The organism is Candidatus Poribacteria bacterium (assembly GCA_026706025.1).
Lineage (GTDB): Bacteria > Poribacteria > WGA-4E > WGA-4E > WGA-3G > WGA-3G.
In genome coordinates, this window is sequence record JAPOZO010000072.1 from 157,243 (window position 1) to 182,088 (window position 24,846).

16 protein-coding genes are annotated in these 24,846 nt (G+C 48.0%); 15 read left to right on the forward strand and 1 reads right to left on the reverse strand.

Annotated elements, in window-relative coordinates; all coding sequences use genetic code 11:
* The first annotated feature begins 1 nt into the window (after nt 1).
* From OXH00_18625 to OXH00_18665, 9 genes are all read left to right on the forward strand, one after another.
* Entirely contained in the window at nt 2–1,306 is a 1,305-nt protein-coding gene (locus OXH00_18625; protein ID MCY3743036.1) for a sigma 54-interacting transcriptional regulator, read from the forward strand.
* A 171-nt stretch (nt 1,307–1,477) separates the two neighbouring features.
* On the forward strand, nt 1,478–4,375 hold the full coding sequence (locus tag OXH00_18630) for a sigma-70 family RNA polymerase sigma factor (protein ID MCY3743037.1): 2,898 nt from the start codon (nt 1,478–1,480) through the stop codon (nt 4,373–4,375).
* 178 nt (nt 4,376–4,553) lie between these two features.
* Complete coding sequence (locus OXH00_18635) at nt 4,554–7,505, forward strand: sigma-70 family RNA polymerase sigma factor (protein ID MCY3743038.1); 2,952 nt, start codon at nt 4,554–4,556, stop codon at nt 7,503–7,505.
* A gap of 304 nt (nt 7,506–7,809) precedes the next feature.
* Nucleotides 7,810–10,680 (forward strand): sigma-70 family RNA polymerase sigma factor, encoded by a 2,871-nt coding sequence (locus OXH00_18640; protein ID MCY3743039.1) that lies wholly within the window; start codon nt 7,810–7,812, stop codon nt 10,678–10,680.
* Nucleotides 10,681–11,113: 433 nt separating this feature from the next.
* Complete coding sequence (locus OXH00_18645; GenBank protein MCY3743040.1) at nt 11,114–11,941, forward strand: hypothetical protein; 828 nt, start codon at nt 11,114–11,116, stop codon at nt 11,939–11,941.
* Nucleotides 11,942–12,227: 286 nt separating this feature from the next.
* Nucleotides 12,228–13,055 carry a hypothetical protein gene (locus tag OXH00_18650; GenBank protein MCY3743041.1) on the forward strand — a complete coding sequence of 276 codons (828 nt, stop codon included), beginning with the start codon at nt 12,228–12,230 and terminating at the stop codon, nt 13,053–13,055.
* Nucleotides 13,056–13,211: 156 nt separating this feature from the next.
* A complete protein-coding gene (locus tag OXH00_18655; protein ID MCY3743042.1) occupies nt 13,212–14,483 on the forward strand; it encodes a mandelate racemase/muconate lactonizing enzyme family protein in 1,272 nt (423 codons plus the stop codon).
* A 132-nt stretch (nt 14,484–14,615) separates the two neighbouring features.
* A complete protein-coding gene (locus OXH00_18660; GenBank protein ID MCY3743043.1) occupies nt 14,616–14,879 on the forward strand; it encodes a hypothetical protein in 264 nt (87 codons plus the stop codon).
* Between the two features lie 44 nt (nt 14,880–14,923).
* Nucleotides 14,924–16,906 (forward strand): hypothetical protein, encoded by a 1,983-nt coding sequence (locus tag OXH00_18665; protein MCY3743044.1) that lies wholly within the window; start codon nt 14,924–14,926, stop codon nt 16,904–16,906.
* Nucleotides 16,907–17,041: 135 nt separating this feature from the next.
* On the opposite strand, the gene OXH00_18670 is transcribed toward OXH00_18665, so the two are convergent.
* Nucleotides 17,042–17,494, reverse strand: a complete 453-nt coding sequence (locus OXH00_18670; GenBank protein MCY3743045.1) for an archease — start codon at nt 17,492–17,494, stop codon at nt 17,042–17,044.
* Between the two features lie 516 nt (nt 17,495–18,010).
* Here OXH00_18670 and OXH00_18675 point away from each other — a divergent pair.
* The 6 genes from OXH00_18675 to thrC all read left to right on the forward strand — a co-directional run bounded on the left by OXH00_18675 (nt 18,011) and on the right by thrC (nt 24,807).
* Nucleotides 18,011–18,793 carry a DNA methyltransferase gene (locus OXH00_18675; GenBank protein ID MCY3743046.1) on the forward strand — a complete coding sequence of 261 codons (783 nt, stop codon included), beginning with the start codon at nt 18,011–18,013 and terminating at the stop codon, nt 18,791–18,793.
* 772 nt (nt 18,794–19,565) lie between these two features.
* Nucleotides 19,566–19,718: a hypothetical protein gene (locus tag OXH00_18680; protein MCY3743047.1), complete on the forward strand. Its 153-nt coding sequence runs from the start codon at nt 19,566–19,568 to the stop codon at nt 19,716–19,718.
* Nucleotides 19,678–20,769 carry a transposase gene (locus tag OXH00_18685; protein MCY3743048.1) on the forward strand — a complete coding sequence of 364 codons (1,092 nt, stop codon included), beginning with the start codon at nt 19,678–19,680 and terminating at the stop codon, nt 20,767–20,769. The genes OXH00_18680 and OXH00_18685 overlap by 41 nt, the downstream gene beginning before the upstream one ends.
* Before the next feature lie 315 nt (nt 20,770–21,084).
* Nucleotides 21,085–21,792 (forward strand): aldolase/citrate lyase family protein, encoded by a 708-nt coding sequence (locus tag OXH00_18690; GenBank protein ID MCY3743049.1) that lies wholly within the window; start codon nt 21,085–21,087, stop codon nt 21,790–21,792.
* Nucleotides 21,793–22,047: 255 nt separating this feature from the next.
* A complete protein-coding gene (locus OXH00_18695; protein ID MCY3743050.1) occupies nt 22,048–23,340 on the forward strand; it encodes a hypothetical protein in 1,293 nt (430 codons plus the stop codon).
* Nucleotides 23,341–23,574: 234 nt separating this feature from the next.
* Nucleotides 23,575–24,807, forward strand: a complete 1,233-nt coding sequence (gene thrC, locus OXH00_18700) for a threonine synthase (protein ID MCY3743051.1) — start codon at nt 23,575–23,577, stop codon at nt 24,805–24,807.
* Nucleotides 24,808–24,846: the final 39 nt, after the last annotated feature.

The window sequence follows — 24,846 nt, forward strand, 5'->3', positions numbered from 1 at the left end:
GATGATTCACAGAACAAGAAATGGCAAACCCCGTAATAAAGCGAACGTTTTTATTCTGGGTGATGTGTCTAATGACACCGTGAGAAATTTGGAACACCTCCTTGAAAAAGACGGTTACGATCCTGCTATTGTGGCAAAGGACAGAGCTGCACAACTCGCTAATGTTGAGTCCGAGGCAGTCCTATTGGTTTCTGAGAACGGAAATGGTCACCCGATACCACAGCGGATAGAAGATACACGCGAGATTAAAAAAGCAGGAACTGTGCAATTTAAAACGTCTCGGAAGCTTTCAAGGAGTGAATTACAAGGAAATTACGCCGGTATTATTGGGAGAAGTCCACGAGTTATTGAAATTCTCAGACAAATTGATAAGGTTGCAAACACAGCAGCAAAAGTGCTTATTTGTGGTGAGACAGGGACAGGCAAAGAGTTGATAGCACAAGCCTTACACCAAAATAGTGACCGTTCAACGAACGAAATGATTTCTCTCAATTGTGCAGCCATTCCAGGGCCACTTCTGGAAAGTGAACTTTTTGGACATGAAAGAGGGTCGTTTACTGGTGCGAGAACACAACACATCGGCAAATTTGAAAGAGCACACAACAACACGCTATTCCTTGATGAAATCGGCGATATGCCGCTATCTCTGCAAGTCAAACTATTACGGGCAGTTGAGACGGGCAAGATTGAACGTCTCGGTGGCACAAAGCCAATTCCAGTGGACATCCGAATTGTAGCGGCTACACATTGTAACCTCGCACACGCAGTTGAAAATGGCACCTTTCGCAAGGACCTCTATTACCGATTAAATGCTGTTTCTATTTCTATACCCCCATTACGTGAACGGCAGGAAGATATCCAGGTCTTGGCAGAACACTTTATCGAGAAACATGGTAGAAGCTACGCGCGCGCCGTGCGTAAAATACTCCCCGAAACACTTACATGTCTCCAAAACTATCCATGGCCCGGCAATGTGCGAGAGTTGGAAAACGTCCTAATCCACGCGCTCCTTTTTGCTGAAGGCAATGGCATCTTACCGACGGACCTTCCCGAAGAAATTCTTGCATTCCAAAAGCCGCGTGTCAGCGTGCCAGAAGAAATTCACGTGCCCGAAAACCAATACGCAGTGACTGTTCCGCTTGGGGCGAGCCTTAAAGCCGTGGAAGAAGCCTTTATTCGCGATACTTTAGCATGGCAGGGCGGCAATCGAACGAAAACCGCGGAGATATTGGGTATAAGCATTCGGACCTTGCAAAATAGATTGAAAGACTATGAAATATCAGAAAATGGCACCTCTCCGGCATAGGACAAATTTTCTGTCTTGCCCTTTTCTGTCCTGTTCGTCTTTCGCTAACTCAATTTCTCGTCTCTCCTACCCTATTAAATCCTAAACCCTCCGCAAATTGCATTTTATGCAACATTTCGACCCCTCTACGCGTCTATAATATCATGAAACCCCTATTTTTTTACAGGAGACATGATGAATACCAGCGACGCTGACCTCATTCAACGTATATTAGACGGCGATCAAGATGCCTTCACCACGATCGTCAATAAATATCAAAAGTCGGTGCATGCCCTTGTTTGGCGGAAGATCGGTGATTTCCACATCGCCGAAGAAATCACGCAAGATGTCTTTCTGAAGGTTTACAAGCGACTCTCGACGCTGAAACGTCGGGATCATTTTCCGGGATGGCTCTATGTAATTGCCACGCGTCGTTGTATCGCATGGCTACGAAAAAAGCAACTCCCGACGAAATCTTTGGATGCCATGTCCACAGGGCAGTTAGAGGAGTTATGTTATACACAATATGAGGTGAACCGCTGCGAAGAAACAGCGATTGAACACCGGAGCGAACTCGTCAAACGCCTTCTGCAAAAACTTCCAGAGAGTGAACGTACCGTTGTAACGTTATATTATCTCGCAGAAATGACAGGTGAAGAGATTAGCATGTTCTTAGGCGTGTCGCCGAACACTGTGAGGAGTCGGCTTCTGCGCGCCCGGCAACGACTAAAAAAGGAGGAATCTATGATTCAGGAGGTCCTGAGCAATTTCCAACTCGCCCCAAATCTAACAGAGAACATCATACGTGAAATCGTCCGTCTCAAACCGACATCCCCTTCCGCGAGCAAACCTTGGATACCGTGGGGACTCTCTTTCTCTGCGACCTTTTTGGTTATCCTGATGATGGGATTCGGCACGCGCGTATTATCCCGTTTTCAGCAACCTTACAGTTTAAATGCGACATCCGAGATGACTGTGGAACTGATTGACGCGCCTGTTGTCCTTGAATTAGAACGTAAACCTGACGCACTCATCCGATTCGGAAGAGCCGATATACCCGGTAAAGACGGTAGGTCTGAATTCCAAGCGGAACCCTTGCTCATCGCAGCGGCGCAAGCAGACGAGACCGACCTGCCAACAGCAAAACCACAATGGGTTCAGACAAAGGGACCGGGATGTGTTTCACGGGCTGGACTCTTTCTCGCATCTGACCAGACTCTCTACGCTGTTGCGAAAACGGGGCTTTATCGACTCACAGAAGAATCGGACGCGTGGACGCTTGTCAGTGCCAGTGGTCCAAATCGAGAGTTCAATGCGGCTTTCAATACAGTTATGGCAGAATACGGGGACACCCTTTATCTCCTCACCTCCAATGAACTTTTAGCCTCAACTAATGCGGGTAAGACATGGAACAGCCTCGGCGCGCGCCCCGAAGGACGTGTGGTTACGTTGATTATCACAGATACGGCGATGTACCTCGTCCTCAGCAGAGAAGTATTTCGTTCTGAAGATGTCGGGCGCCAATGGGAGTCGATTGGACAAACCTTGAAAATTGATAACATGCCGGATCCCAATTCCCTTATATGGGATGCCCTCGCCATTGATAACACCCTATTTGTCGGAACAAGTCAAGGGCTTTTTCAGTTTACCGACGCATGGAAAAAATTGTCGGTGCCAACTTCGCACGGCATCAAATCGTTGGCAGTCGCAGGAGATAGAATCTATGTCGGAACAACTAATGTCGGTCAACAGCCCAGAGCAGGTAGGAGCCTATATGCCGCCGTTTTCTATTCGACGGACCTCGGTGATTCTTGGACAGATATTACACCGGATACCGACAAGCATTTACATAAAATAATAGCCGCTGTTGAGGTTGTTCCAGTCGGAGGGACCCTGATGTTAGTTGGTGTCGGCGGTGTACTCGTCTCTTATGACCGTGGCGAGACATGGATGGATCCGAGGCGCGACCGCGGGGTATTAGGCGCGTTTCCTGTTGTTGCAGTGGACGAAAGTAATTTTTATATAACCAATCCATCCGGAATAACACGCTCAACAAATGGCGGTGCCACATGGCACCCCTTTATGGCTGGAATGGTGAATTCCAATGTGCCAAATCTGATTACGGTCAAAAACGTTCTCTACGCGCTAACACCTACAGAAATGTTCAAATCCGCAGATGGTGGTGAGTCGTGGAAATCTGTCGGCTTGAATGCTAACGGGAATGTTCCACTGAAAAGACCAGGAGCGAAAGTTGCAACAGCCGGCGGCGTGCTCTATGCAAGCAACAGTGAACTTCGTGAGGGTGTCACACTTTTTCGCCTCTCTGATGCAGGTGATGTGTTCCAACCCGTTGAAGGTGTACCGGATTTTGAAGAAGACACCTTACACACAGAACAAATGAAAAAATTCATGGAAGCCGAAAAGAACAATGTTGACCTTGATAAAGTGCAGGAGCAGTGGAAAGTTGACCGGCACCGCGTCATGGAAGAGTGGCGGACAAATGGAATGTTTACCGTCACCGATGATACTGTCTTCATGGAGTACAGACGTAAACTTTTCAGATGGCGACGCGGTGAAACGGCATGGCACGACACAGGTTTGGAAGATATTGAAGGGGTGTCTCCTATTTACGGAAAAGGGTTTACCCTTGCTGTTTCAGGGAAAACAGTCTATGCAGGAAAACGGGAAGGAGATCTTTTTCTCTCCCAAGATGGTGGAGACACTTGGAGTGATGTCACCGAAAATCTTGTATTTCCGTTTGGACACTTCAAGGAGATACTGTTCGCTGGATCAACCGCCTATGTCTCAACCGATATGGGAGTTATGAATTCACGCGACGGCGAGACATGGTACGTACTCACCGATACTGATGGGAATAGACGCATCATGGACCGGATCGCAGTTGATCACACAACGGCTTACGGTGTGTGTGATAGCGGTGTCTATCAGATAGATAACCAGACGAACACATGGAAACAGATTGCTACAGAACTACCACACACAGCGATCTCCCTTGCAGTTGATGGCAATACGTTTTACATCGGCACAAAGCAAAACGGTGTCCTCCGCTTTCAGCGTGACAGTCGGTAAATATTTCCTTTTTTTCTCCATTTATATGCCCTTAATTTTCCTTTTGCTGGCGAGGTTTGCAACCTCGCCTTTGCATTATTAAAGGCACAACTTTCCGAAGAATTGCATTTTATGCACCATTTTGATTCCTATATGCGTCACTATATCATGAAACCCCTATTCTTTGTGAGGAGATATAATGAAGGCAAATGATGTTGATCTCATTCAACGGACTTTAGACGGTGATCAAGGTGCATTTACCACGCTCGTTAACAAATACCAGAAATCGGTGCATGCCCTCGTCTGGCGAAAGATAAGTGATTTCCATATCGCTGAGGAAATCACACAAGATGTCTTTCTGAAAGTTTACAAGAGACTCTCCACGCTGAAACGTCCAGAACTTTTTCCGGGATGGCTCTATGTGATTGCCACACGGGACTGCGTTTCATGGCTGCGGAAAAAGCAGCTACCGACGAAATCTTTGGATGCCATGTCCACAGCCGAACTCGAAGAAGTCTGCTACGCGCAATATGAAGCGAACTGTGGTGAAGAAACAGCAATTGAACACCAGCGCGAACTCGTCAAACGTCTCCTCCAAAAGCTGCCGGAGAGCGAACGCACCGTTGTAACCCTGTATTATCTCGCAGAAATGAAGAGTGAAGACATTAGCGCATTTTTGGGAGTATCGTCAAACACAATTAGAAGTCGGCTCCGCCGTGCCCGCGAACGGTTGGAAAAGGAAGAACTCATGATTCAAGAGGTTCTCGGCAGTTTCCAAATACCCACCAATCTAACCGAGAACATCATGCGCGAAATTGTTAAGATCAAACCGATATCGCCTTCCGTAAGCAAGCCATGGCTACCGTGGGGACTCTCTTTCGCGTCAACGTTCTTGGTTCTCTTGATGGTCGGAATGGGCCCTCGTGCATTATCCCGTTTTCAGCAACCCTATAACTTGGACGCGACATCGGAGATGACGGTTGAGTTGGTTGACGCACCCGTTGTATTTGAACTAAAACGAGAACTGGATGTAAGAAATCGGTTTGGAAAGAGTGATGCGCCGGGGAGAGGCAGCGGTGCAGGTCCGAAAGCCAATGCCGGACTGTTGGCAGCAGCACAAGTAGATACCGTAGAGAGACAGGAGACAGAACCGCAATGGATGCCAACAAGAGGGCCAGAGGGTGGCGGTATCAAGAACCTATTTGTCACATCGCAAAAAGAGGTCTATGCTGTTGGAGACACCCGACTCTACCGATTAGCAGATGACAACACTGGATGGACACTCATTAACGCCGCACTGCCCTTTATATCTCATAGTACGCCGATGGCAGAGGGGAAGGATACCCTCTATATTGCCACGGAAACTAATTTACTCGCGTCAACAGATCGGGGTGTGACGTTGCATTTCCTCGGTCCACGGCCACGCGGACGCGCCATCGCCCTGCTTATCCCCAGCAGACTACGCTGGTCGAAGGATGCACAGATTGAAATGTACCTCGTCCTCGCAGACGGCGTGTTTCGTTCAACAGATGCTGGCGGCACATGGCACGCGTTTAACAATGGTTTGGTAGCACCGAAGATACACGCTGCAGTTGCCATTGAAAATGCCCTCTTTTTGGGAACAAAACACGGACTCTACCGACTCAACTCAGGCGTATGGGAGAAATTATCCGTTGCACAAGCACAATCTATTGACGCATTGGCAGTCGCTGGCGACAAAATTTACATCAGTGTCCCAAAGCAGAGAGATCAGAAATCCGGTTCCCTCTTTGCCTCAAGTGATTTCGGAGCGTCCTGGGTTGACATAACCCCCATAAATCTAAAATTAGGAATGGTACCACTGACAAGAAGGTCACCACTGACAATTGGATCAGGATCTGTAAAACTTGTGGCGGCAGGTGAAACCCTCTTAGGACTTGGACTGGGTGCTGGCGTTTTACGTTCAAGAGATGCTGGCGACACATGGGAATACCTCGGTATTCATAAACACGCGCTCACACTCGGCATTTTCCCCGCGGTCGCTTTAGATGCGAATACTTTTTTTATTGGAGGGAATAGACCTGGACGTTCAACAGATGGTGGCAATAGTTGGCATCTGTTCGCAGCATGTATAGCAGAACCTCACATTCTTGATCTCGCACTGGTTAACAACGTGCTCTACGCTGTAACCAATAAAGGTATCGCTAAATCCATTGACGGCGGGAATCAATGGACACAACTCGACACAAATCTACGACTCCCGAGAAATAAACCGCTTGGCGCGCTAAAGTTGTCAAATATGACAGTCGTGGCGGATTCACTTTATGTCAGAACGAATCAGGGTGGAAGTACAAACTGTTTGCTCCATTTACCTCCGGATGCCGATACACTGATGCATATTGAAGGAATGCCGGTTTACGTAGATCCAAGCCACGGCAAATGGTTGGAACAGACAATCAGGACAACTGGCACTATTGACCTGAATGATACAGATCTCGCTCGCTATCAACTCGGCATTGAGGAAGCCGTTGTGAGAACGACGGGTGAGTTCGCTATCAGCGAAAACACGTTCTACATTGAATACGAACGGAAACTCTACCGATGGACCCGTGGAAATCCAGAATGGCACGACACCGGTATGCACGACGTACCCGTATTCAGGGACTTCTATGCGACTGACGGTTTCCAATTCGCTGTCTCAGGAAAGGTCATCTATCTCGGAAAAAGTGACGGCGGTCTTTTCCAATCCTTGGATGGTGGGGACACTTGGAAAGATATTACCCCAGATTTCCCCTTCCGCCTTAATAAAGCGGAATCGCAGTACCAACTCGTAAAGAAAATACCGCACTTCAGAGAGATATTCTTTGTGGGTAACACGGTATACGTTTCAACAAAAGACGGCACTGCTATGTCGAACGATGGCGAAAACTGGCACACACTCACCGATCCAAAATATACACCGATTGCCATACGCCAATTAGCAGTCGATGACACAACCCTGTACGGTGTTTCCCAAACAGGTGTTTATCAATTGAATAATAGGACAGGCATCTGGGAGTCAATTACTTCAGAAGTCCTTGGACAGGTAACTTCCATTGTTGTTGCGAGGAATGTTCTCTATATGGGCACAGAACACCGCGGGCTTTTAAGCTTGCCGCTGTATGGACTCTAACAGATCAATATGCTTCGGTGACGAGATTTCCAATCCTCGTTTCCACCCCATATTATAGTAAAGCCCATAATTATTGAAACACACCAAATCGAAGCACTTCCGATCCTATTCCCTCTGATAAGGGAGATGTTTTTGCTGGGGTGTTTCTTCTAAGGGGTTATCTTCTTAAAAGTGTTCAACATATTTGCAGAATCCACTATAAATCCTAAATCTTCCGAAAATTGCATTTTATGCACCATTTCGACCTCCAAAGTACGTTACTATATAATGAAGCCTTATTCTTTATTTTTTCGGAGGAAGACAGATGAGAGAGAGTGATGCTGCATTAATTCAACGGACTTTGGATGGAGACGAGGGAGCGTTTACAACGCTCGTCAACAAATACCAGAAATGGGTTCATACCCTTGTCTGGCGGAAGATAGGTGATTTCCATACCGCCGAAGAACTCACACAAGATATCTTCCTTAAGGTGTACAAAAAGTTATCGACACTGAAACCGCTCGATCGTTTTCCGGGGTGGCTCTATGTCATCACCACGCGGCACTGTATCACATGGCTCCGAAAGAAGCAGGTATCAACGACATCCCTGAATGCGATATCCACAACCGAATTAGAGGCATTATGTTATGCCCGATATGAGGCAGCACGTGGCGAGGAAGCATCTATTGAACACCAGCGCGAACTCGTCAAACGCCTCCTCCAAAAGCTTCCAGAGAGCGAACGCACCGTTGTAACCCTGTATTATCTCGCAGAAATGAAGAGTGAAGACATTAGCGCATTTTTGGGAGTATCACCGAACACGGTTCGGAGTCGGCTCCGCCGCGCTCGCAAGCGATTGAAAGCGCAAGAACACTTGCTCCACAATGTTTCAGGTGTATTCCAATTGCCGCCGACTTTAACCCAGGATGTCATGCGTGAAATCGCGCGCATCAAACCCACTTCGCCTTCCGTGAGTAAGCCATGGCTACCGTGGGGACTCTCATTCGCGTCAACGTTCTTGGTTATCCTGATGATGGGATTCGGTACACGGGCACTATCCCGTTTTCAACAACCCTACAACTTAGATGCAACATCGGAGATGACAATAGAACTCGTTGACGCACCTATTGTCTTTGAACTGGAACGTAAACCCGACGCGCTGACCCAATTCGGGAAGACTGATACACCGGGTAAAAACGGGGCATCTGGATTCCAAGCGGAATCCCTTCTCGTCGCAGCTGCACATGCCGAAGAGCCCGACCTTCCAGCAGCAAAACCTAAATGGATTCAGACAAAGGGACCGGGCGGCGTTTCAAGGGCTGGACTCTTTCTAACATCCGATCAGACCCTCTATGCTGTTGCCAAAACAGGACTTTATCGACTCACAGAAGGAGGAGATGCGTGGACGCTTATCAGCCCCAGTGGCCCAAATCGCGAGTTTGATCCGATTATGGCAGAACGCGATGGCAACCTCTACCTCCCTACTGTCAATGAACTCTTAGTCTCAATTGATAGTGGTAAAACATGGAATAGCCTCGGCGCGCGTCCCGAGGGTCGTGTAAGGGCATTAATTATCACAGATACAGCGATGTACCTCGTCCTCCGCACAGAGGTGTTTCGTTCTGAGGATGTCGGTAACCACTGGGAACCGATAGGAGCAGCCTTGCAAACTGATAAGGGTCCAGAGGACATCGATCCTAATTTCCGTATATGGGACGCGCTCGCTATTGATAACACCCTATTTGTCGGAACAAGTCAAGGACTGTTCCGGTTTACCAATGATTGGAAAAAATTGCCAGTGCCAACTTCGCACGGCATCAAATCGTTGGCAGTCGCTGAAGATAGACTCTACGTCGGAACAATCGCAAGTCCACCGCATGGTCCGCATGCCGCCGTTTTCTATTCAACCGACCTCGGCGATTTCTGGATTGATATTACGCCGAATACCCACGAACATCCAGTGAAAATAATAACCACTGTCGAAGTGGTTCCAGTCGGTGATTTGCTTGTGTTAAAAGGTTCCAGTGGTGTCTTAATCTCTGATGACGGTGGCGAGACATGGGTGGATCCTAAACCCGGACCCCATACGTTTGGCGCGTTTCCTATTGTCGCATTGGACGAAAACACGTTTTATGGCGCTGATTTTGATGGAATAAAACGCTCCACCGATGGCGGTGTCACCTGGCACCCGTTCATGACCGGAATGGTGAATTCACATGTGCCAAATCTGGTTGCACTCGAAAACGTTCTCTACGCACTAACATCTACAGAAATGCTCAAATCCGCAGATGGCGGTGAGACATGGGAATCCGTCGGCTTAAATACGAACGAAAAAACTTCCCTCGAAGGCACGCAAGCGAAAGTCGCAACAGCCAACGGCGTTCTCTATACAAGCAACAGTGAATTCAAGGGTGTTACGCTCTATCACCTCTCTGATGCCGGTGATGTCTTCCTACCCGTTGAAGCTGTCCCGGATTTTGAAGAAGACACCTTACACACGGAACGCTTCAAAAAAGTCATGGAAGCGGGTAAGAACAATGCCGATGTTGGTAAAGTGCAGGAACTGTTGACAGCCAACCAAGAGCGCGTCATTGAAGAGTGGAGAACAAATGGAACGTTTACAGTCGCTGACGATACCGTCTTCATGGAATACAGACATAAACTCTACAGATGGCGACGCGGCGAAACCACGTGGCACGACACAGGTTTAGAAGACATCAAAGGCATCTCACCGATTGAGGGAAAAGGGTTCACCCTTGCTGTTTCGGGAAACACCATCTATGCCGGGAAACGAGAAGGAAATCTCTTCCTGTCCCAAGACAGCGGAGACACTTGGCGCGATGTTACCGAAAACCTTGTGTTTCCGTTTGGATATTTCAAAGAAATACGCTTCGCAGGGTCAACTGTCTATGTCTCAACAGATATGGGAGTCATGCGTTCAAACGATGGCGAGGCATGGCACGTACTTACCGATGCTGATGGTAACAGACTTATCATGGACAGGATTGCAGTCGTTGGCGCGTCGGCTTACGGTGTGTGTGATAGTGGTGTCTATCAGGTAGATAACCCAAAAAACGCATGGAAACAGATTACTCCAGAACTACCCCACACAGCGACTGCTCTTGCTATTGATGGTGATATGATCTACATCGGCACAAAGCAAAACGGCGTACTCCGCTTGCAACGCGACGATTAAAATGAGGATATCCGCTGGATTAAAGACCCTCTTTGAGAAACATGGAATATCCGACGGATGCCTACATATCGCTCTTCAAGATCCTATACTTTTTTGTAGAATCCTTTATGCGTTTAGCACCAACACCACCTTCCTCAAATGCCTCTACGACCCAGTTGGTAGAAAAACTAAACACCAGAAGTAACTTCAGCAAACTGAACAACTGAAAACTTTTTTATTGACAAAAATTTGCGTTTTTGTTATGTTTTTCAGTAACGGTTTCATTAGGAACCACCCCATCTGTAAAAGTCTGCCCTTCGCGACGCAAACGACTTTGTGCAGATCACCTAAATTTTTACTATAGAAGCAGTTTCGCGCGAGTTCGCAAGCGCGTATAATATGAGAGTCTTGTTGCGCGGCTTGCACACAAACAACCAATACAAGGAGCGACCTTATGAAACGAACCCACCTTATAGTGCTTATCGCGGTGTTTTCGGTTATGTTAATTAGCCACGCGAGTGCACAGATAATTTTCTTTGCTGACTTTGAAACCGCTTCCTCGGAAGCCGTCCCAGATGCCAGCGTCAACGATCCTGCAAATTGGATATCGGAAAACGAGGGCACCATTTGGGCAGAAGCGACAGAATTCCCCGGCGGTGAGGGTGCTTTGCATCAAACCCAAGAGGGATGCGGCATCTCCGGCAACACGCCACTGCCCGGCGTTGATGACTTCTCTGATGGTATCATCCAAGCCGTTTTTTCATGGCAAGACGATGACGGTGTTGGCTTCCAATTTCGCCGCGTTGGCGATGATAGAGGCTACCTCGTCGCATTCGGCTATAACGAAACACCCCAGGTTATCGTCGGCAGCCTTGCAGATGGATGCTGCCCCTCCGGTCAATGTCTCAGCGATTGTGCTTGCGAAAATGACGGTGAAAATGTACTCGCCAGTGCGGATCACGGCTTAGGTGCAGACCTCACACAAGACAACTCTGTCGCCTATTTCGGACGTGTTCAAGTCACTGATACCCTTATCGAAGTCTGGTATATGCCGCTCGCGGATGTGCCGAGTCTCTTTGTAGATTCCGCAGAACTCGGTGATCCAGTCGTAGAATACGACGGCGCAGATGACCTTGGACCCGGCTCCGTCGGTCTTTGGCACGAAAGTTGGGGCAACGGAAGACTCGGTAGCGTCCTCGTCACCGGCCCAGGCGGCACCGTAGCAGTTGACCCGCACGCCAAACTCTCCACAACATGGGGCGAAGTTAAAAGCAGTTATTAGTCTTCATTCCTATGTAGACTAATACCATCAAATCAATTCGCATTGCGGGGTGAGGTTCCCAAACCTCACTCCCCCCGCACTGCACTACCTGTCTTCATAGGGTGAAGCGTTTTTTGCCTCACCCCATCCCGATAAGTTCTACGGTGAGGTTATTTTCGGCGCGTAAGTAGCCGTTTAAAGCCCTGCCACCCTGTTGCCTCGTCCGAATAGACGGCAACAAAACCCGTTCCTTTCGTATAGCAAGTTTCGGCTTGCAAACTACGGAAAAAAACAGAGGAGGTATCTTATGAAAATACGTCTTTTGCTCTCAACGGTCATCTTGAGTCTACTTTTTTCCTTCCACGCCACCGGAAACATCGTGTTTTACGCCGATTTTGAGCCCGGTTCTAAGGAGGCAAAACCGAATGCCGGTGTGAACGATGTCAAGAAATACAAACCGGAAAACGCCGGAACTATCTGGGCTGAGGGAGATTTCAACGGCGGTAAACTCGGCGGTAAAAAATCGATGACACAAACCGCCGAGGGATGTGGCATCTCCGGCAATACACCGCTCCCCGATGTCGACGATTTCACCGACGGTATTATTCAAGTCGTCTTCTCTTTCGGTGATGATGACAGTTTCGGTGTTCAATTCCGCAGAAAAGGCGACGATAAAGGCTATCTCGTTGTCTTTGGCTATAATGAGACATCCAAAGTTATCCTCGGTGATCTCGCAGATGGGTGCTGCCCCTCCGGACAGTGCCTCAGTGATTGCGGTTGTGAAAACGGTGGGAAAGAAATACTCGGTGTGGACCACGGCTTAGGGGGAGGACTCACGCAGGACAACTCCGTTCCCTATTTTGGACGAGTTGAAGTCAAAGGCGGCAACGTTAAGGTTTGGTATATGGAACTTGCGGAAGTCAAAGACCTGTTCGCAGATTCCAGTACGCTCGGTGATCCTGTCCTTGAATCTGACAAAGCCACGTACAAAAGTGCCGGTGCCGTCGGAGTCTGGCACGAAAGTTGGGGTAATGGCAGAATCGACAGTATCCTCGTCACAAGTGGTGCCGGATTTGATGTTGATGTCAAAGACAAACTCACAACGACGTGGAGTGAGATCAAAATCGCTTACTAATCAGACGTGGGTTTGATAGAAGAAACAGAGGATTCTGTAGTAGAAAAAGGACTTCTTGTGGTATAATGAGGCAATTAAAACCTTTCGCAACCCTTATAACCGTAATGTGAGGTCCGCGTGCCTCACACGCCTCATTATCACGCAAGGAGTTTATCTATGAAAGTCACAAACGTTGAACGTGTCCTTGTAGATGTCCCCTTTACCCCGCGTCAACAGCAGATTACCACGCAGAGTGTCTCAACCGTTTACAACTGGTCGCTTCTGGAATTGTGCAAGGTCACAACCGATACCGGACACGTTGGTTGGGGCGAGACCGTCGTCCACTACACCTATTCCCGTGTCAGCGATGCGAGTGTTGAACGCGTCATTGGGCAAAGTCCGGCCCAATTGATGAACGACGATTCACTCGGTGCTGGTTTACAGATGGCGCTCTTCGATGTCGTCGGCAAGATTTTGGAGGTACCCGTCTACCGACTCCTCAGCAACCAGTGCCGAGACGCTGTCCCGATTTCGTGGTGGAGTATCGATGCCTCTCCAGAAAACTGGGCGGCGGAAGCCGCGGATGCTGTGAAAAACGGCTATACCAGCTTCAAGAACAAACCGCGTCCGTGGTGGGATATCGGGGCGCAGGTAGCAGCGGTCGCAGAAGTCGTGCCAGCGGATTTCAAACTCGACCTTGATCCAAACGGTTCTTGGCGCGATGCAGAAACCGCTATCCCTATCCTACAAAAACTTGCCACACACCCAAACGTAGCAATGTTTGAGACCCCCATTCCACAAGGCGATGTTGAGGGAAACAAGCAAATCCGCCAAGACGTTGGTTGTCAGATTGCGATGCATTTTGGATCACCACCCTATACGACTTGTGTATCTGAGGATGTATGTAATGGATTTGTCATCGGTGGTGGTAAGTCGCAAGTGATGCGTGAAGGACAACTCAGTGCGGCAGCGGATATGCCGTTTTGGCTCCAAATTGTTGGAAACGGATTGACGACCACTTGGGCAGGCCATCTCGGCAGCGTGCTTACGCATGCGACATGGCCCGCAATCACCTGTATTAACCTTTACAGCGACCATCTACTCACACAACCGATACAGGTCTCGGACGGATGCCACAAGGTCCCTGATGCCCCCGGATTAGGCGTTGAAGTCAACGAAGATGCGGTCGAACGGTTCCGTGTGCCTGTTGAAAAATTAGACGCTGACGGCTACACGATCCACCCTGTGCCGCGTATCATCAAAACGGCTGTCTATCCTGATGGCAGCTGCATCCACATGGCAGGCGACGGCTTGAGTTATTTCAATGCCGGTAATGGCGAGGCACAAGTCGAAGGTGCGCGTTTGGAGTTAATCTTCGACGACCGCTCTGACGAATGGGCAGACCTCTTTGAAAAAGCAAGAGAAGCCCCGGTCCACGGGAAGTGGTAGAACCTTCACGGATATTTTCTCTGTTCTGGCTCTCAGGTCCGGTAGGTGCGGTTCCCCAACCGCATCTACCGAAAATCTGAACTGTGATTGATGGGATTCCCGTGATTAGAGTTGCGATCAAAGGAATTGCACATGGCATCAAAAAAATTAAAGCAAAAAATTTATGATTCGCTTAAATCTGGGTACTTCAGTGAAGCAACAGATCTTGTTGATGTCTCTGACGGTTTTGACGACCTTGTCCATGTTGTTATTGTCAGTCGAAAATTTGATGGAAAACTCGCGCGCGAGAGGCATAATCTGATCTGGTCGGAGTTGACTAAGCAGCTTTCAAACGAAGAATGGGGACACGTATCTCTATCTGTCGGTGCAAGCCCAGAAGACGTTAAGACCTTATAGCAAACCCACATCTGTCTAAACCGGGGCAATGAATAATAGTCGCTGTGAACCTTGAAAAATTAAGGTCTATACCTAACGCTTTTGACAGAGGCAAGACAACATTGACTTCTCCCCAGCAACAGCGCGCCCTCACATGGCGTGTCTTGGTCATCTTTGCTATTACCGCACCGATTAACTGCTACTTCCTTATCCAGATGGAAGTCGTACGCTATACCTTTCCGACATGGGTCGTCCCGCTCTCCAATGTCATCTTCATCCTCACCGCAGTTATGGTGATTAACGCGATCATCCGCCTTTTAAAAAGCGATTTTGCCCTCGGACAAGGCGAACTCTTACTCCTCTATGTGACACTCAGTTTCGCCACAACGCTCGCTGGCTGCGATGTCCTGCAAGCGATTCTCTCTGTACTCGGACACAGTTTCTGGTTCGCAACGGAAGAAAACGAATGGCGCACCCTATTTTGGCACCACCTCCCACAATGGCTCACGGTTTCAGATAGAGACGCACTCCGCGGCTATTACCAAGGAGAATCAAGCCTATATCGTCCGCTACATCTACAGGTTTGGCTGCCAGTAGTGGGTGCTTGGTTATTACTGTTTGCAGTGATAGCGTTCATCTTCCTCTGCCTCAACACCATCCTCCGTCGGCAGTGGGCACAGCGCGAACGCCTCACCTTCCCGATTATTCAGCTCTCTTTAGCAATGACAAACCCGACTTCCGCGTTCTTCAGAAATAAACGGATGTGGATCGGCTTCGCTATTGCTGCCGGTATCAGTCTATTCAACGGGTTAAGCCATCTCTATCCGGTCCTTCCGCATATCCCTGTGACGCGCCGTTTCTTCAGATTCCACGAACCACCTTTCAGTTACTACGGCACCATCATCACCGCTTTTTACCCGTTTGCGATCGGCATCATGTTCCTAATGCCGTTGGATGTCCTTTTTTCCACAACTTTCTTCTATTTCCTCTACCGAAACGAAGTTGCTTTAGCGCAAGCGGTCGGGTGGAATGCTATTCCACGCTTCCCTTACCTTAACGAACAGACGATCGGTGCTTTTGTGGGACTCTGTTTTTTCTTTGGTTGGACCGGCAAACGGCATTTCACAACCGTCCTGAAAAGCGTGCTGCCGTCTCGCGGACGAGAACCACCAGCACAACAACAGCACGATGAACCGATGCCGTACCGGATGGCTGTATGGGGCTTTGTACTCGGTATCCTACTCTTCGCGTTTCTCCTCTACAAAGCAGGCATGGCACCTTGGCTCGCGCTCACTTTTGCTGTGTTATTTCTCATAACGCCGCTGGTGACTACACGCATCCGAGCGGAGTCCGGTATCTTTGTCCACGCCTATCACTGGCAAGCACCCCGATACATCTTAAACACAATTCTGGGGACGCATCGTCTCGGCGCACAGAACCTCACTGCGCTCTCAGTCTGCTTTTTCAACCGAGACTACCGTCCACAACAGATGCCACATCAATTGGAAGCGTTTAAAATCGCCGAGATGGCCAATATTAACCAACGCCGGATGCTCCTGACCATCGTCATCGCCACCATTTTCGGTGGGCTTGTCGCCTTCTGGGTACAACTCCATCTCTATTACCAGTTCGGTGCCGATTCCGGCTACTATGGACCATGGGCACTCGGCTACGGTAGAGAATACTTCGGACGGTTGACTAACTGGATCACGTATCCCCTTGACACAGACTGGCTCGGTGTAATATTCATCGGGATCGGTTTCTCGGTGATGATGGTGCTGACTTACCTGCGGGTGAAATTCTTCTGGCTCCCGTTGCATCCGCTCGGCTATGTCATGGCGAGCAACCAAGAGATGTCCGACCTCTGGATTCCGTTGCTCATCGCATTGACATTAAAATGGCTCATTCTCCGGCACGGCGGGATTCAAAGCTATCGGCGCGTTATCCCATTCTTCTTAGGATTAGTCCTCGGCGATTACCTGATGGGCAGTACGTGGAGCCTCCTAAACGTCCTCCTGAACACCACGATGTATCAGTTCTACCCATAGTCGTCATCCCTGTAGCATAGCCTGTTAGGCTGTGCATCGTAGCATAACGTATTAGTTAGTAGTCGTTGGTTTCCAGCAGCCAGCCGTCAGTTAACTTCTTTAACTGACAACTGACAACCGATAACTGATAACCGATCAAAGATCAAAGATAACCTGTGCAAACCAACTGCCATCACCCTTTTCAACAACCTCTAACTGATGATACGTGACGCTCTTGATTTCTGTATAAACCGCGTGTTTATCAAAATTTACCGATTCACCGTGGACCGTTGCCGACATCTCCGTCTCGCTACACTGCTGGATTTCTGCGCGCTTAAAGAAGATTTCCTCCGTCTCATGCCGAAAGATGAGCTCATCGAGCCACGCCACAAACAGGTCTTCCACAGACTCAGCCGTGAGGTGAATCTCAATCGATTCTGTCTCATCAATTGTATCCACAACCGCTATCGTCTCAAACAGCCCTTGCGCCGCATGTGTCAAAAGTTCGGATAGACTCTTACCGCGAACCACCATCCCCATATCCGCCGTATGCTCAAGGTATTCATAAGGTTTCATACCATCTCCATCATCACCAATATTTCTTTTCACCCGCAACATCATACCTCGAAAACCTGATTCTGTCAATTTTTGAAATAGGTATATCTTCCTCAGCCCAGGCCGGTAGGTTCGGTTTCCTAACCGAACCGAATCATATCTGTAGGAGGGGTTTATAATCCCGATTTCTGCTGTTAAAACATCGGCAATTTTCACTTGACTTTACATCCGTTATATGCTATTTTATTCTATTAGATAACGTGAGTTTGAAAATAAAGATTGAAACTCCCGTAGGTTGGGTTGAGCGGTAAAAGACCAAAAACCCACCCGTTGATACAGAAGTAGTCGATTTTCAACGACCCGTTTTTGTAGATACAAATAGCGAAACCCAACACTCGAAACGCTGTGGATGCGAGAGTGCATTGGGTTTCACTCGATTTTTGGTGATTTCAGGTTTCTTGATGAACTCAAAAGTCATCTGCTCTATGCAATTTTTAGTAGATCTCCGTTCAACCCAACCTACAAAATTCAAAATCTTTTATCAAACTCACGTTATCCGAGTCCTATGAGATACATTGTGATAAGGAACGTCTCGGTTACCCGACACAAAAGCCTCGCGAACTCTACGAACGCTTGATAACAGCGTCCAGTAACGAAGGGGACATCGTTCTCGATCCGTTCTGTGGGTGCGGCACGACGATTGATGCCGCGCATACCCTCAAACGCCAATGGATGGGCATTGACATCACAATCCTCGCACTCGATCCGATGCGGCAACGCTTAGCAGACCGACACGGCTTGGAACCCTCAATAGATTACCAAATCGAAGGCTATCCGACGAACATGCAGGAAGTCCGCAGACTTTTGAAAGAAGGAGACAAACGTAAATACCACGACTTCTCCAATTGGGCTGTGACACGGCTCGGACTGAGACCGACGAAAGATGTCGGCGATGGCGGACTCGACGGTGTCGGACATGTGACATTATGGAATCCGCAGCAGATGAAAGAGACAAACGCACGTATCCTCGCTGAAGTCAAAACCGGCAAACCCACCATTACGCAAGTGCGCGCCTTCTGCCACGTGATGGATCAGCACAATGCAGAAGTCGGTATCTTTATCACCATCGAACCCGTTAGTGCGAAAATGCAGCAGGAGGCGCAGAATATGGGGAGTTTCGAGCACAATCAGAAGAACTACCCACGCCTCCAATTCTGGCAACTCGACGACGTATATTTCGAGAATCCAGACATTATCAACACCCTCGTTCGCTTACCGGATGCGTGGCGAATCCGTCCCACCCAAAAATCGGAACGACATTTCGATAACCGACAGATGCAACTCCTCCGCTGAAAAATTCACACTATCCAATCTCCTAAGATTCCGAAAAAATGTAAAGAAATTTGCAATGCCCATCTAAATATGTTATACTTAATAAATATATATTATATCTTTTATGTGTATGTGTGTTTGGAAAACGTCTATCCCGCATCTTTCTAACAACCCAAACAGTCTTCTAAACCAAATGTTACACTTTCCAACAAATTATTTTTTTTTACAAAAGAGATCCAAAGAAAAAATACCCGTAAACCCTTACTACCACTGGGTTTAGCACGATAAACTATTTATACCAAATGTTACACTGGTGTAACATTTTAAGGACTTTTTGGGACTATAAACATTTTACACCAATCCTATCTCCGATTTCTGAATCTTGTCCCTGCATTTAAAACCCATTTTCCATGCGCAATTAACCACTAATAGTTGATTGCCCGCTACAATCCCAGAGCCACTCAATTACAGGTTTTTGGTGTTTAGTGTTGTCCTTTCCGCAAGTGTTAACACTTCATGTATGTTATGTTTTAAAACAATTCGCAGAAATTTTCGCAGCCTATCGCAGCATTTCGCACCAGATCCCGCAAAAAAGATGTCCGATCCAATAATTTCTTAAAATTGAATGGCTCTGGCTACAAACTACATATCCGTTGACAGAAAACAATTTTTAGGGTAAGTTGCAGTTCGGTATTTCCTACCAAAATCTATAAGAACCTGATAAAATCTAAAGTTATGCTGATTTTAACTTAACAAACATACTTATTTTGTGGTATAATTATAGATGGAAATTATGACAGTTTTTTGTGCGAAACTCTACGGACGACGTTCTCATAAGTCTAAGAAAATGGCAGAAGAAATAGAGAATATCGTCAACGAAGAAAAACAGCAAATGGAGCTACAAGGTGGCACTCCGAACTCAGAAGATAGAACTGAATCCGAATAATAAGCAATCCACGTTGATGTCAAAGCATGCCGGCTATGCCCGTGTTGCTTTCAATTTTGGCTTATCGTCGTTCAAAGCCGGACTGGATAACGACGAATGGCGAAGTCATATTGAGATAAAACGTGAGTTCAACGCCGTCAAATACGATAAACTTGATTGGTGTAAAGAGCTGTCGCAGAATGCGTCCAAGAATGCGATACACAACCTTGGAGACGCTGTAACACGTTGGAAGAAAGGACAAAACAGATTCCCCGTCTATAAGAACCGATCTGGTAAATACTCCTACCAAGCAGACAATGGCGAAGGCACTGTTGACGTCTATAAAAAGCGTACCCATCTCCCTAAAATCGGTTGGGTTCGCATGCGCGAAGAACTCCGGTATTCTGGTGAAATCACAAAAGTTGTCATTTCAAAACACAACCATAAGTGGTTTGCCTCGATTACTGTGAGACGGATTGATTCTGACAACTACAAACACCAACCTGCTCTGTTTGACGACAGAGAGCCTATCGGTATTGACGTAGGTATCAACACATTAGCAACCTGTTCTAATGGCGATACCTATGACAATCCACGTCCACTGAAGCGATATGAACGGAAGTTGGCACGCGAACAACGCAAGTTTTCACGCAAGCAGAAAGGCAGTCAGAATAGGTCTAAACAGAAAAAACGTGTCACTGCTGTTCATGCCCGTGTTGCTAATATCCGTTCAGACGCTCACCACCAAGCGACAATCAGAATCGTTCGTAAAGCGAGTGCTATCCGGATTGAGACGCTGAATATCAGCGGACTGCTCAAGAACAGGAATATAGCCAAGGCGTTGTCGGATTCAGCACTCGGTGGTTTCCTAACGAAACTCAAATATAAAGCAAATAGGCGTGGTATACCGATAGACGAAGCAGACCCGTTCTTTGCCAGTTCAAAGACCTGCAGCAACTGCGGACACAAAAAAACAGACTTAACACTCTCTGACCGGACTTATCACTGCACCGAGTGTGGTTTTGAGGCTGACAGAGACCTAAACGCTGCTTATAACCTATGTCCCGCTTGACCTTTTAACCGTCTCCACGAGTTCGAGGAGACGTAAAACGCCTGTGGAGTCCGTGTTAGACCTCGTTGAGAGGCAGTGGACGTTGAAGCAGGAAGTATGGCACAAGTCAACAGAAAGTGTAGAGTTTTATAGGTTTTTATAGATTCTACCACATTCTTGAGATTTTGTTAAGTCCTACACAACGGTATAATTATAGAGGTTCAGTCGTGATCGCAACGCCTACCTCGGTTTCAGAATAGCATCTCGCGATGCTATTTATATTTTTAGAACTGAACTTACGCGCGCATTGCACATACATGAGAAGCGAGGACAATAATGTCAACAGCCAATTTAAAACAGCGGATTCACAATGGAGAACACGTCTACGGTGCTAACGTCTCGATGGCGACATCCCGCGACGCGCTTGTTGCGAGAGTCGAAGAAGGCGGCTACGATTTTGTCGCCGTCGATAGCCAACACTCTCCGTACAACGAAGACCGGCTCGTTGCCTTTTGCAATATGGCGAATGAACTGGAGATTCCAGTCAATTTTCGGATTAAACACACCCGAAACGCCTATCTCATTGGAAACTACCTCGACTTGGGTCCCTCTGGTATTGAGGTGCCGCAAGTTGAATTAGACGAAACAGTAGACGAAGCAGTCGCCGCCTTCTACTACCCGCAGCAGGGCATCCGGAGTTGGGGCGGTGCGCCTCGCGTGAATTCCGCAGGCAAAGAACGGCTCGAATATGCCGAATGGTGGAACAACAACGGAATCCTCTGGATGCAAATCGAATCCATAGAAGCCGTCACACACGCGCGACACCTCGCTAAACCGGGTGTTGACTGTCTCTCTTTCGGGCCCGCTGATTTAACATTTAGCATTGAGGGACACCCGAATCACGCGCTTCAGACCGTAGATGCCTGTGTTGAATACGTTGCCAGAGCCTTGGAAGGAACAACAGCCGCTGTCTGCTTTAGGAACGGTAACCCCAGCACACGCCAAAAATACGCAGATATGGGCGTTACAGTCTTTTTGGAATAGTTGTCAGTTGTCAGTTCGGTTTTTCTGCGAAAAACCTTTCAGTCTTCAGTTAAAAGAGGCGTTGTGGCAGTGGTCCAGATTATAATCGTGACAATTCAGAGCAGGGGCAAGGTTAACAGGATCTTCTTAAAACCGCCCAGATCCCCAATTACGCCGGAATTAACCGAAAACCCGCTCGTAATGAAATGGAGAGCGGCCCCGAGGCCCATAGTTAAAAAATTGAACTACGGATTGGTAAGCACAGCAATAGTGGGGGTGGATAGGACACAACTACTTGAGGGTATGCGCCTGTTAGCGAAAATCGCGCACAAACACAGTATCCCGATTACGTGGGCAATAGACACGAAGTCCGCGCCAGTCGTCGCTAAATTGCTCACAGAATGGCATACTGAGGCTGGGGATGTTCCGCTACTAACACTTGACATCAAGCCGATGTGGGATTCAAATTGGGAGACACAACGAGACGCGAACCCGGGCAATAGTACAGAAGCCATGGCATCACACGTCGTCACGATGCGTGAGAAACTGCCAGAATACATCTCTAAGGAATGGGAAAGAATCCAGCGCGTACTACCTTGGGCAGAGCCGAGTGTGGCAGGCGCGGTGTTCAAGAACGATGTGCTCCTCCGCGCACTCGAACAGTCTGGGTTCCAAGGACTCTGGGGGTATCACTGGAGCCAACAGGATACAGATGACACTGAACCCGACACACCCGAACCAGAAATTGATCGGGGCGGTTTTGGATGCTTTTATCCGCTTGAGGCTGCAACGTTCAGCGATGCAATTTTAACACGAGAGCCCCCCGATGAAAATCTTGCGCACCAATTTAAAAACATCGTCGGTATCCCATACCGGACCGCTGGTCATCTCGCAGAAGGGACCGATAATCTCCGCGCCGCGCTTTTGAACGGAACAGCGCAGCAGCATTACGATATCTACGTAGAAAATACAGCATGGAATCCGTGGCTCGGTTATATTGAACATATTGATCCGCTTACCGTTGCGCAGCTCGGAGAGGAGGGGCTGGAACGTCTGGATACCTACTTCGCGCACGTTGTCAGCGTTGAAGACACAAAACCGATACCGCTTTCTCAAATGGTTGACGATTATATGTTCAATTGTGAGAAGACCGAACCGACAACTGTTGTAGCGAAAAACATAGAAACACAGGACACAGCTGCCAATCCGAAATCTACGTTAAGGATGCTCTATTGTGATGCAGCATGTGAATTCGCCTTCGTTGAAGGTAGCATGGAACCCGTTGAGATTAAAAATTATATCAGTGAACGGGTATTGCAATCCGATGCAAGCAAACCTGTTTTAACAGGTTTTTCGCCGATTCGGCACCGTACAGAATTACGCATCACTATCACGGTAGAATCGATCAAAGCAATGCCTTATGGCATAACCGTATGGGGCGATCACGAGGGCTTACAATTAACTGAATCTAACGCGGATGATGTTAGGTGGATAGGGAAACACTCGCTCTTTATACGCCTGACATTGCAAGCTGGCAAGAACGAATTTAACCTTAAACTGACAATCTAATTAGGCTTACGCAAATGGAAAAAAATCGTTATTGGGTTGTATTTAACCCCTAAATCCCCTTATCAGGCGGACTTTAAGAGGAAATGCGTAGGTACTACTAATTTTCTATAGGACTCACATCTTTTGACCAGCAACTCGACACCGAACATAATGGAGGCAGGCATGAATTGAGGGTCAAAATAGAAAAATCGGCGCGAAAACCCAATCGTTGAAAAATCAAAGAGGTATAGAACAATGGAAAAAGTATTGGGACTCAGATGCCGTGAATGTGATAACAAATATCCGAAAGAACCCCTTCACGTTTGCGAATTCTGTTTTGGTCCCCTCGAAGTAGACTATAACTATGAAGCGATACAAAAATCTATCTCAAGACGCTCAATAGAAAACGGACCCGAAAACTTATGGCGTTACGCCGATCTCCTCCCAATAGACGGCGAACCGACTGATGGGCACAGCACCGGGTTCACACCGCTTATCCGAGCAAAAAACCTCGGAGACGCACTCGGAGTCAAGGAACTCTATATTAAAGACGACTCTGTCTGTCACCCGACGCTCTCTTTCAAGGACCGTGTTGTCGCCATCGCTCTGAGTAAAGCAAAGGAGTTTGACTTTGACACGGTCTCTTGCGCCTCTACCGGCAATCTCGCGAACGCCGTCGCAGCGCACGCTGCCATCGCCAAACTGAACTGCTTCATCTTCATCCCTGCCGACCTTGAAGTTGGCAAAATCGTCGCATCTCTCGTTTATGCCCCCACAGTCGTGGGCATTACGGGTACTTATGACGAGGTGAACCGGCTCTGTAGCGAAATCGGCGGTGTCTATCCGTGGGCATTTGTTAACATAAACATCCGTCCCTTCTATGCCGAAGGCTCAAAAACACTCTGCTTTGAACTGATTGAACAACTCGGTTGGGAGGCACCCGCACATATCGTCGCTCCCGCCGCCGGGGGTTCCCTTATCACAAAGATTGGTAAAGCACTCAAAGAATTCCACCTTTTGGGGCTAATAGACAAACCGAACACCAAAATACACGTCGCCCAAGCGGAAGGCTGCGGTCCGATCGTTAACACCTATAAAGAGGGTGGCGATTTCGTGAAGCCTGTTCTGCCGAACACGATCGCTAAATCGCTTGCGATTGGTAATCCTGCAGACGGCATCTATGCCGTGGATACAGTCCGCAACTCCGGTGGTGTCGGCGAACACGCCACCGATATTGAAATCGTAGAAGCCATCAAACTCCTTGCCGCTACAGAGGGGGTCTTCACCGAAACGGCTGGGGGTGTTACGCTTGCCGCTGCGAAAAAATTGATAGAAAATGGGCACATCCAACCCGATGAACCGACAGTGCTCGCCATCACCGGCAACGGTTTCAAGACCATTGAGGCACTTGAAAACAAAACCGATACAACGCATATCATTCCACCACAACTCAACGCTTTTCGGAAACTGATGACGGAAATTGGATAGGTCTCACCTGAAAATTGTCGGGTAAAAGAGGTGGTGAGC

Bases quoted from the DNA above. Each gene is read 5' to 3' on its own strand.
- OXH00_18625 (MCY3743036.1), top strand. From the start codon at position 2: ATGATTCACAGAACAAGAAATGGCAAACCCCGTAATAAAGCGAACGTT.
- OXH00_18630 (MCY3743037.1), top strand. From the start codon at position 1,478: ATGATGAATACCAGCGACGCTGACCTCATTCAACGTATATTAGACGGC.
- OXH00_18635 (MCY3743038.1), top strand. From the start codon at position 4,554: ATGAAGGCAAATGATGTTGATCTCATTCAACGGACTTTAGACGGTGAT.
- OXH00_18640 (MCY3743039.1), top strand. From the start codon at position 7,810: ATGAGAGAGAGTGATGCTGCATTAATTCAACGGACTTTGGATGGAGAC.
- OXH00_18645 (MCY3743040.1), top strand. From the start codon at position 11,114: ATGAAACGAACCCACCTTATAGTGCTTATCGCGGTGTTTTCGGTTATG.
- OXH00_18650 (MCY3743041.1), top strand. From the start codon at position 12,228: ATGAAAATACGTCTTTTGCTCTCAACGGTCATCTTGAGTCTACTTTTT.
- OXH00_18655 (MCY3743042.1), top strand. From the start codon at position 13,212: ATGAAAGTCACAAACGTTGAACGTGTCCTTGTAGATGTCCCCTTTACC.
- OXH00_18660 (MCY3743043.1), top strand. From the start codon at position 14,616: ATGGCATCAAAAAAATTAAAGCAAAAAATTTATGATTCGCTTAAATCT.
- OXH00_18680 (MCY3743047.1), top strand. From the start codon at position 19,566: ATGACAGTTTTTTGTGCGAAACTCTACGGACGACGTTCTCATAAGTCT.
- OXH00_18690 (MCY3743049.1), top strand. From the start codon at position 21,085: ATGTCAACAGCCAATTTAAAACAGCGGATTCACAATGGAGAACACGTC.
- thrC (MCY3743051.1), top strand. From the start codon at position 23,575: ATGGAAAAAGTATTGGGACTCAGATGCCGTGAATGTGATAACAAATAT.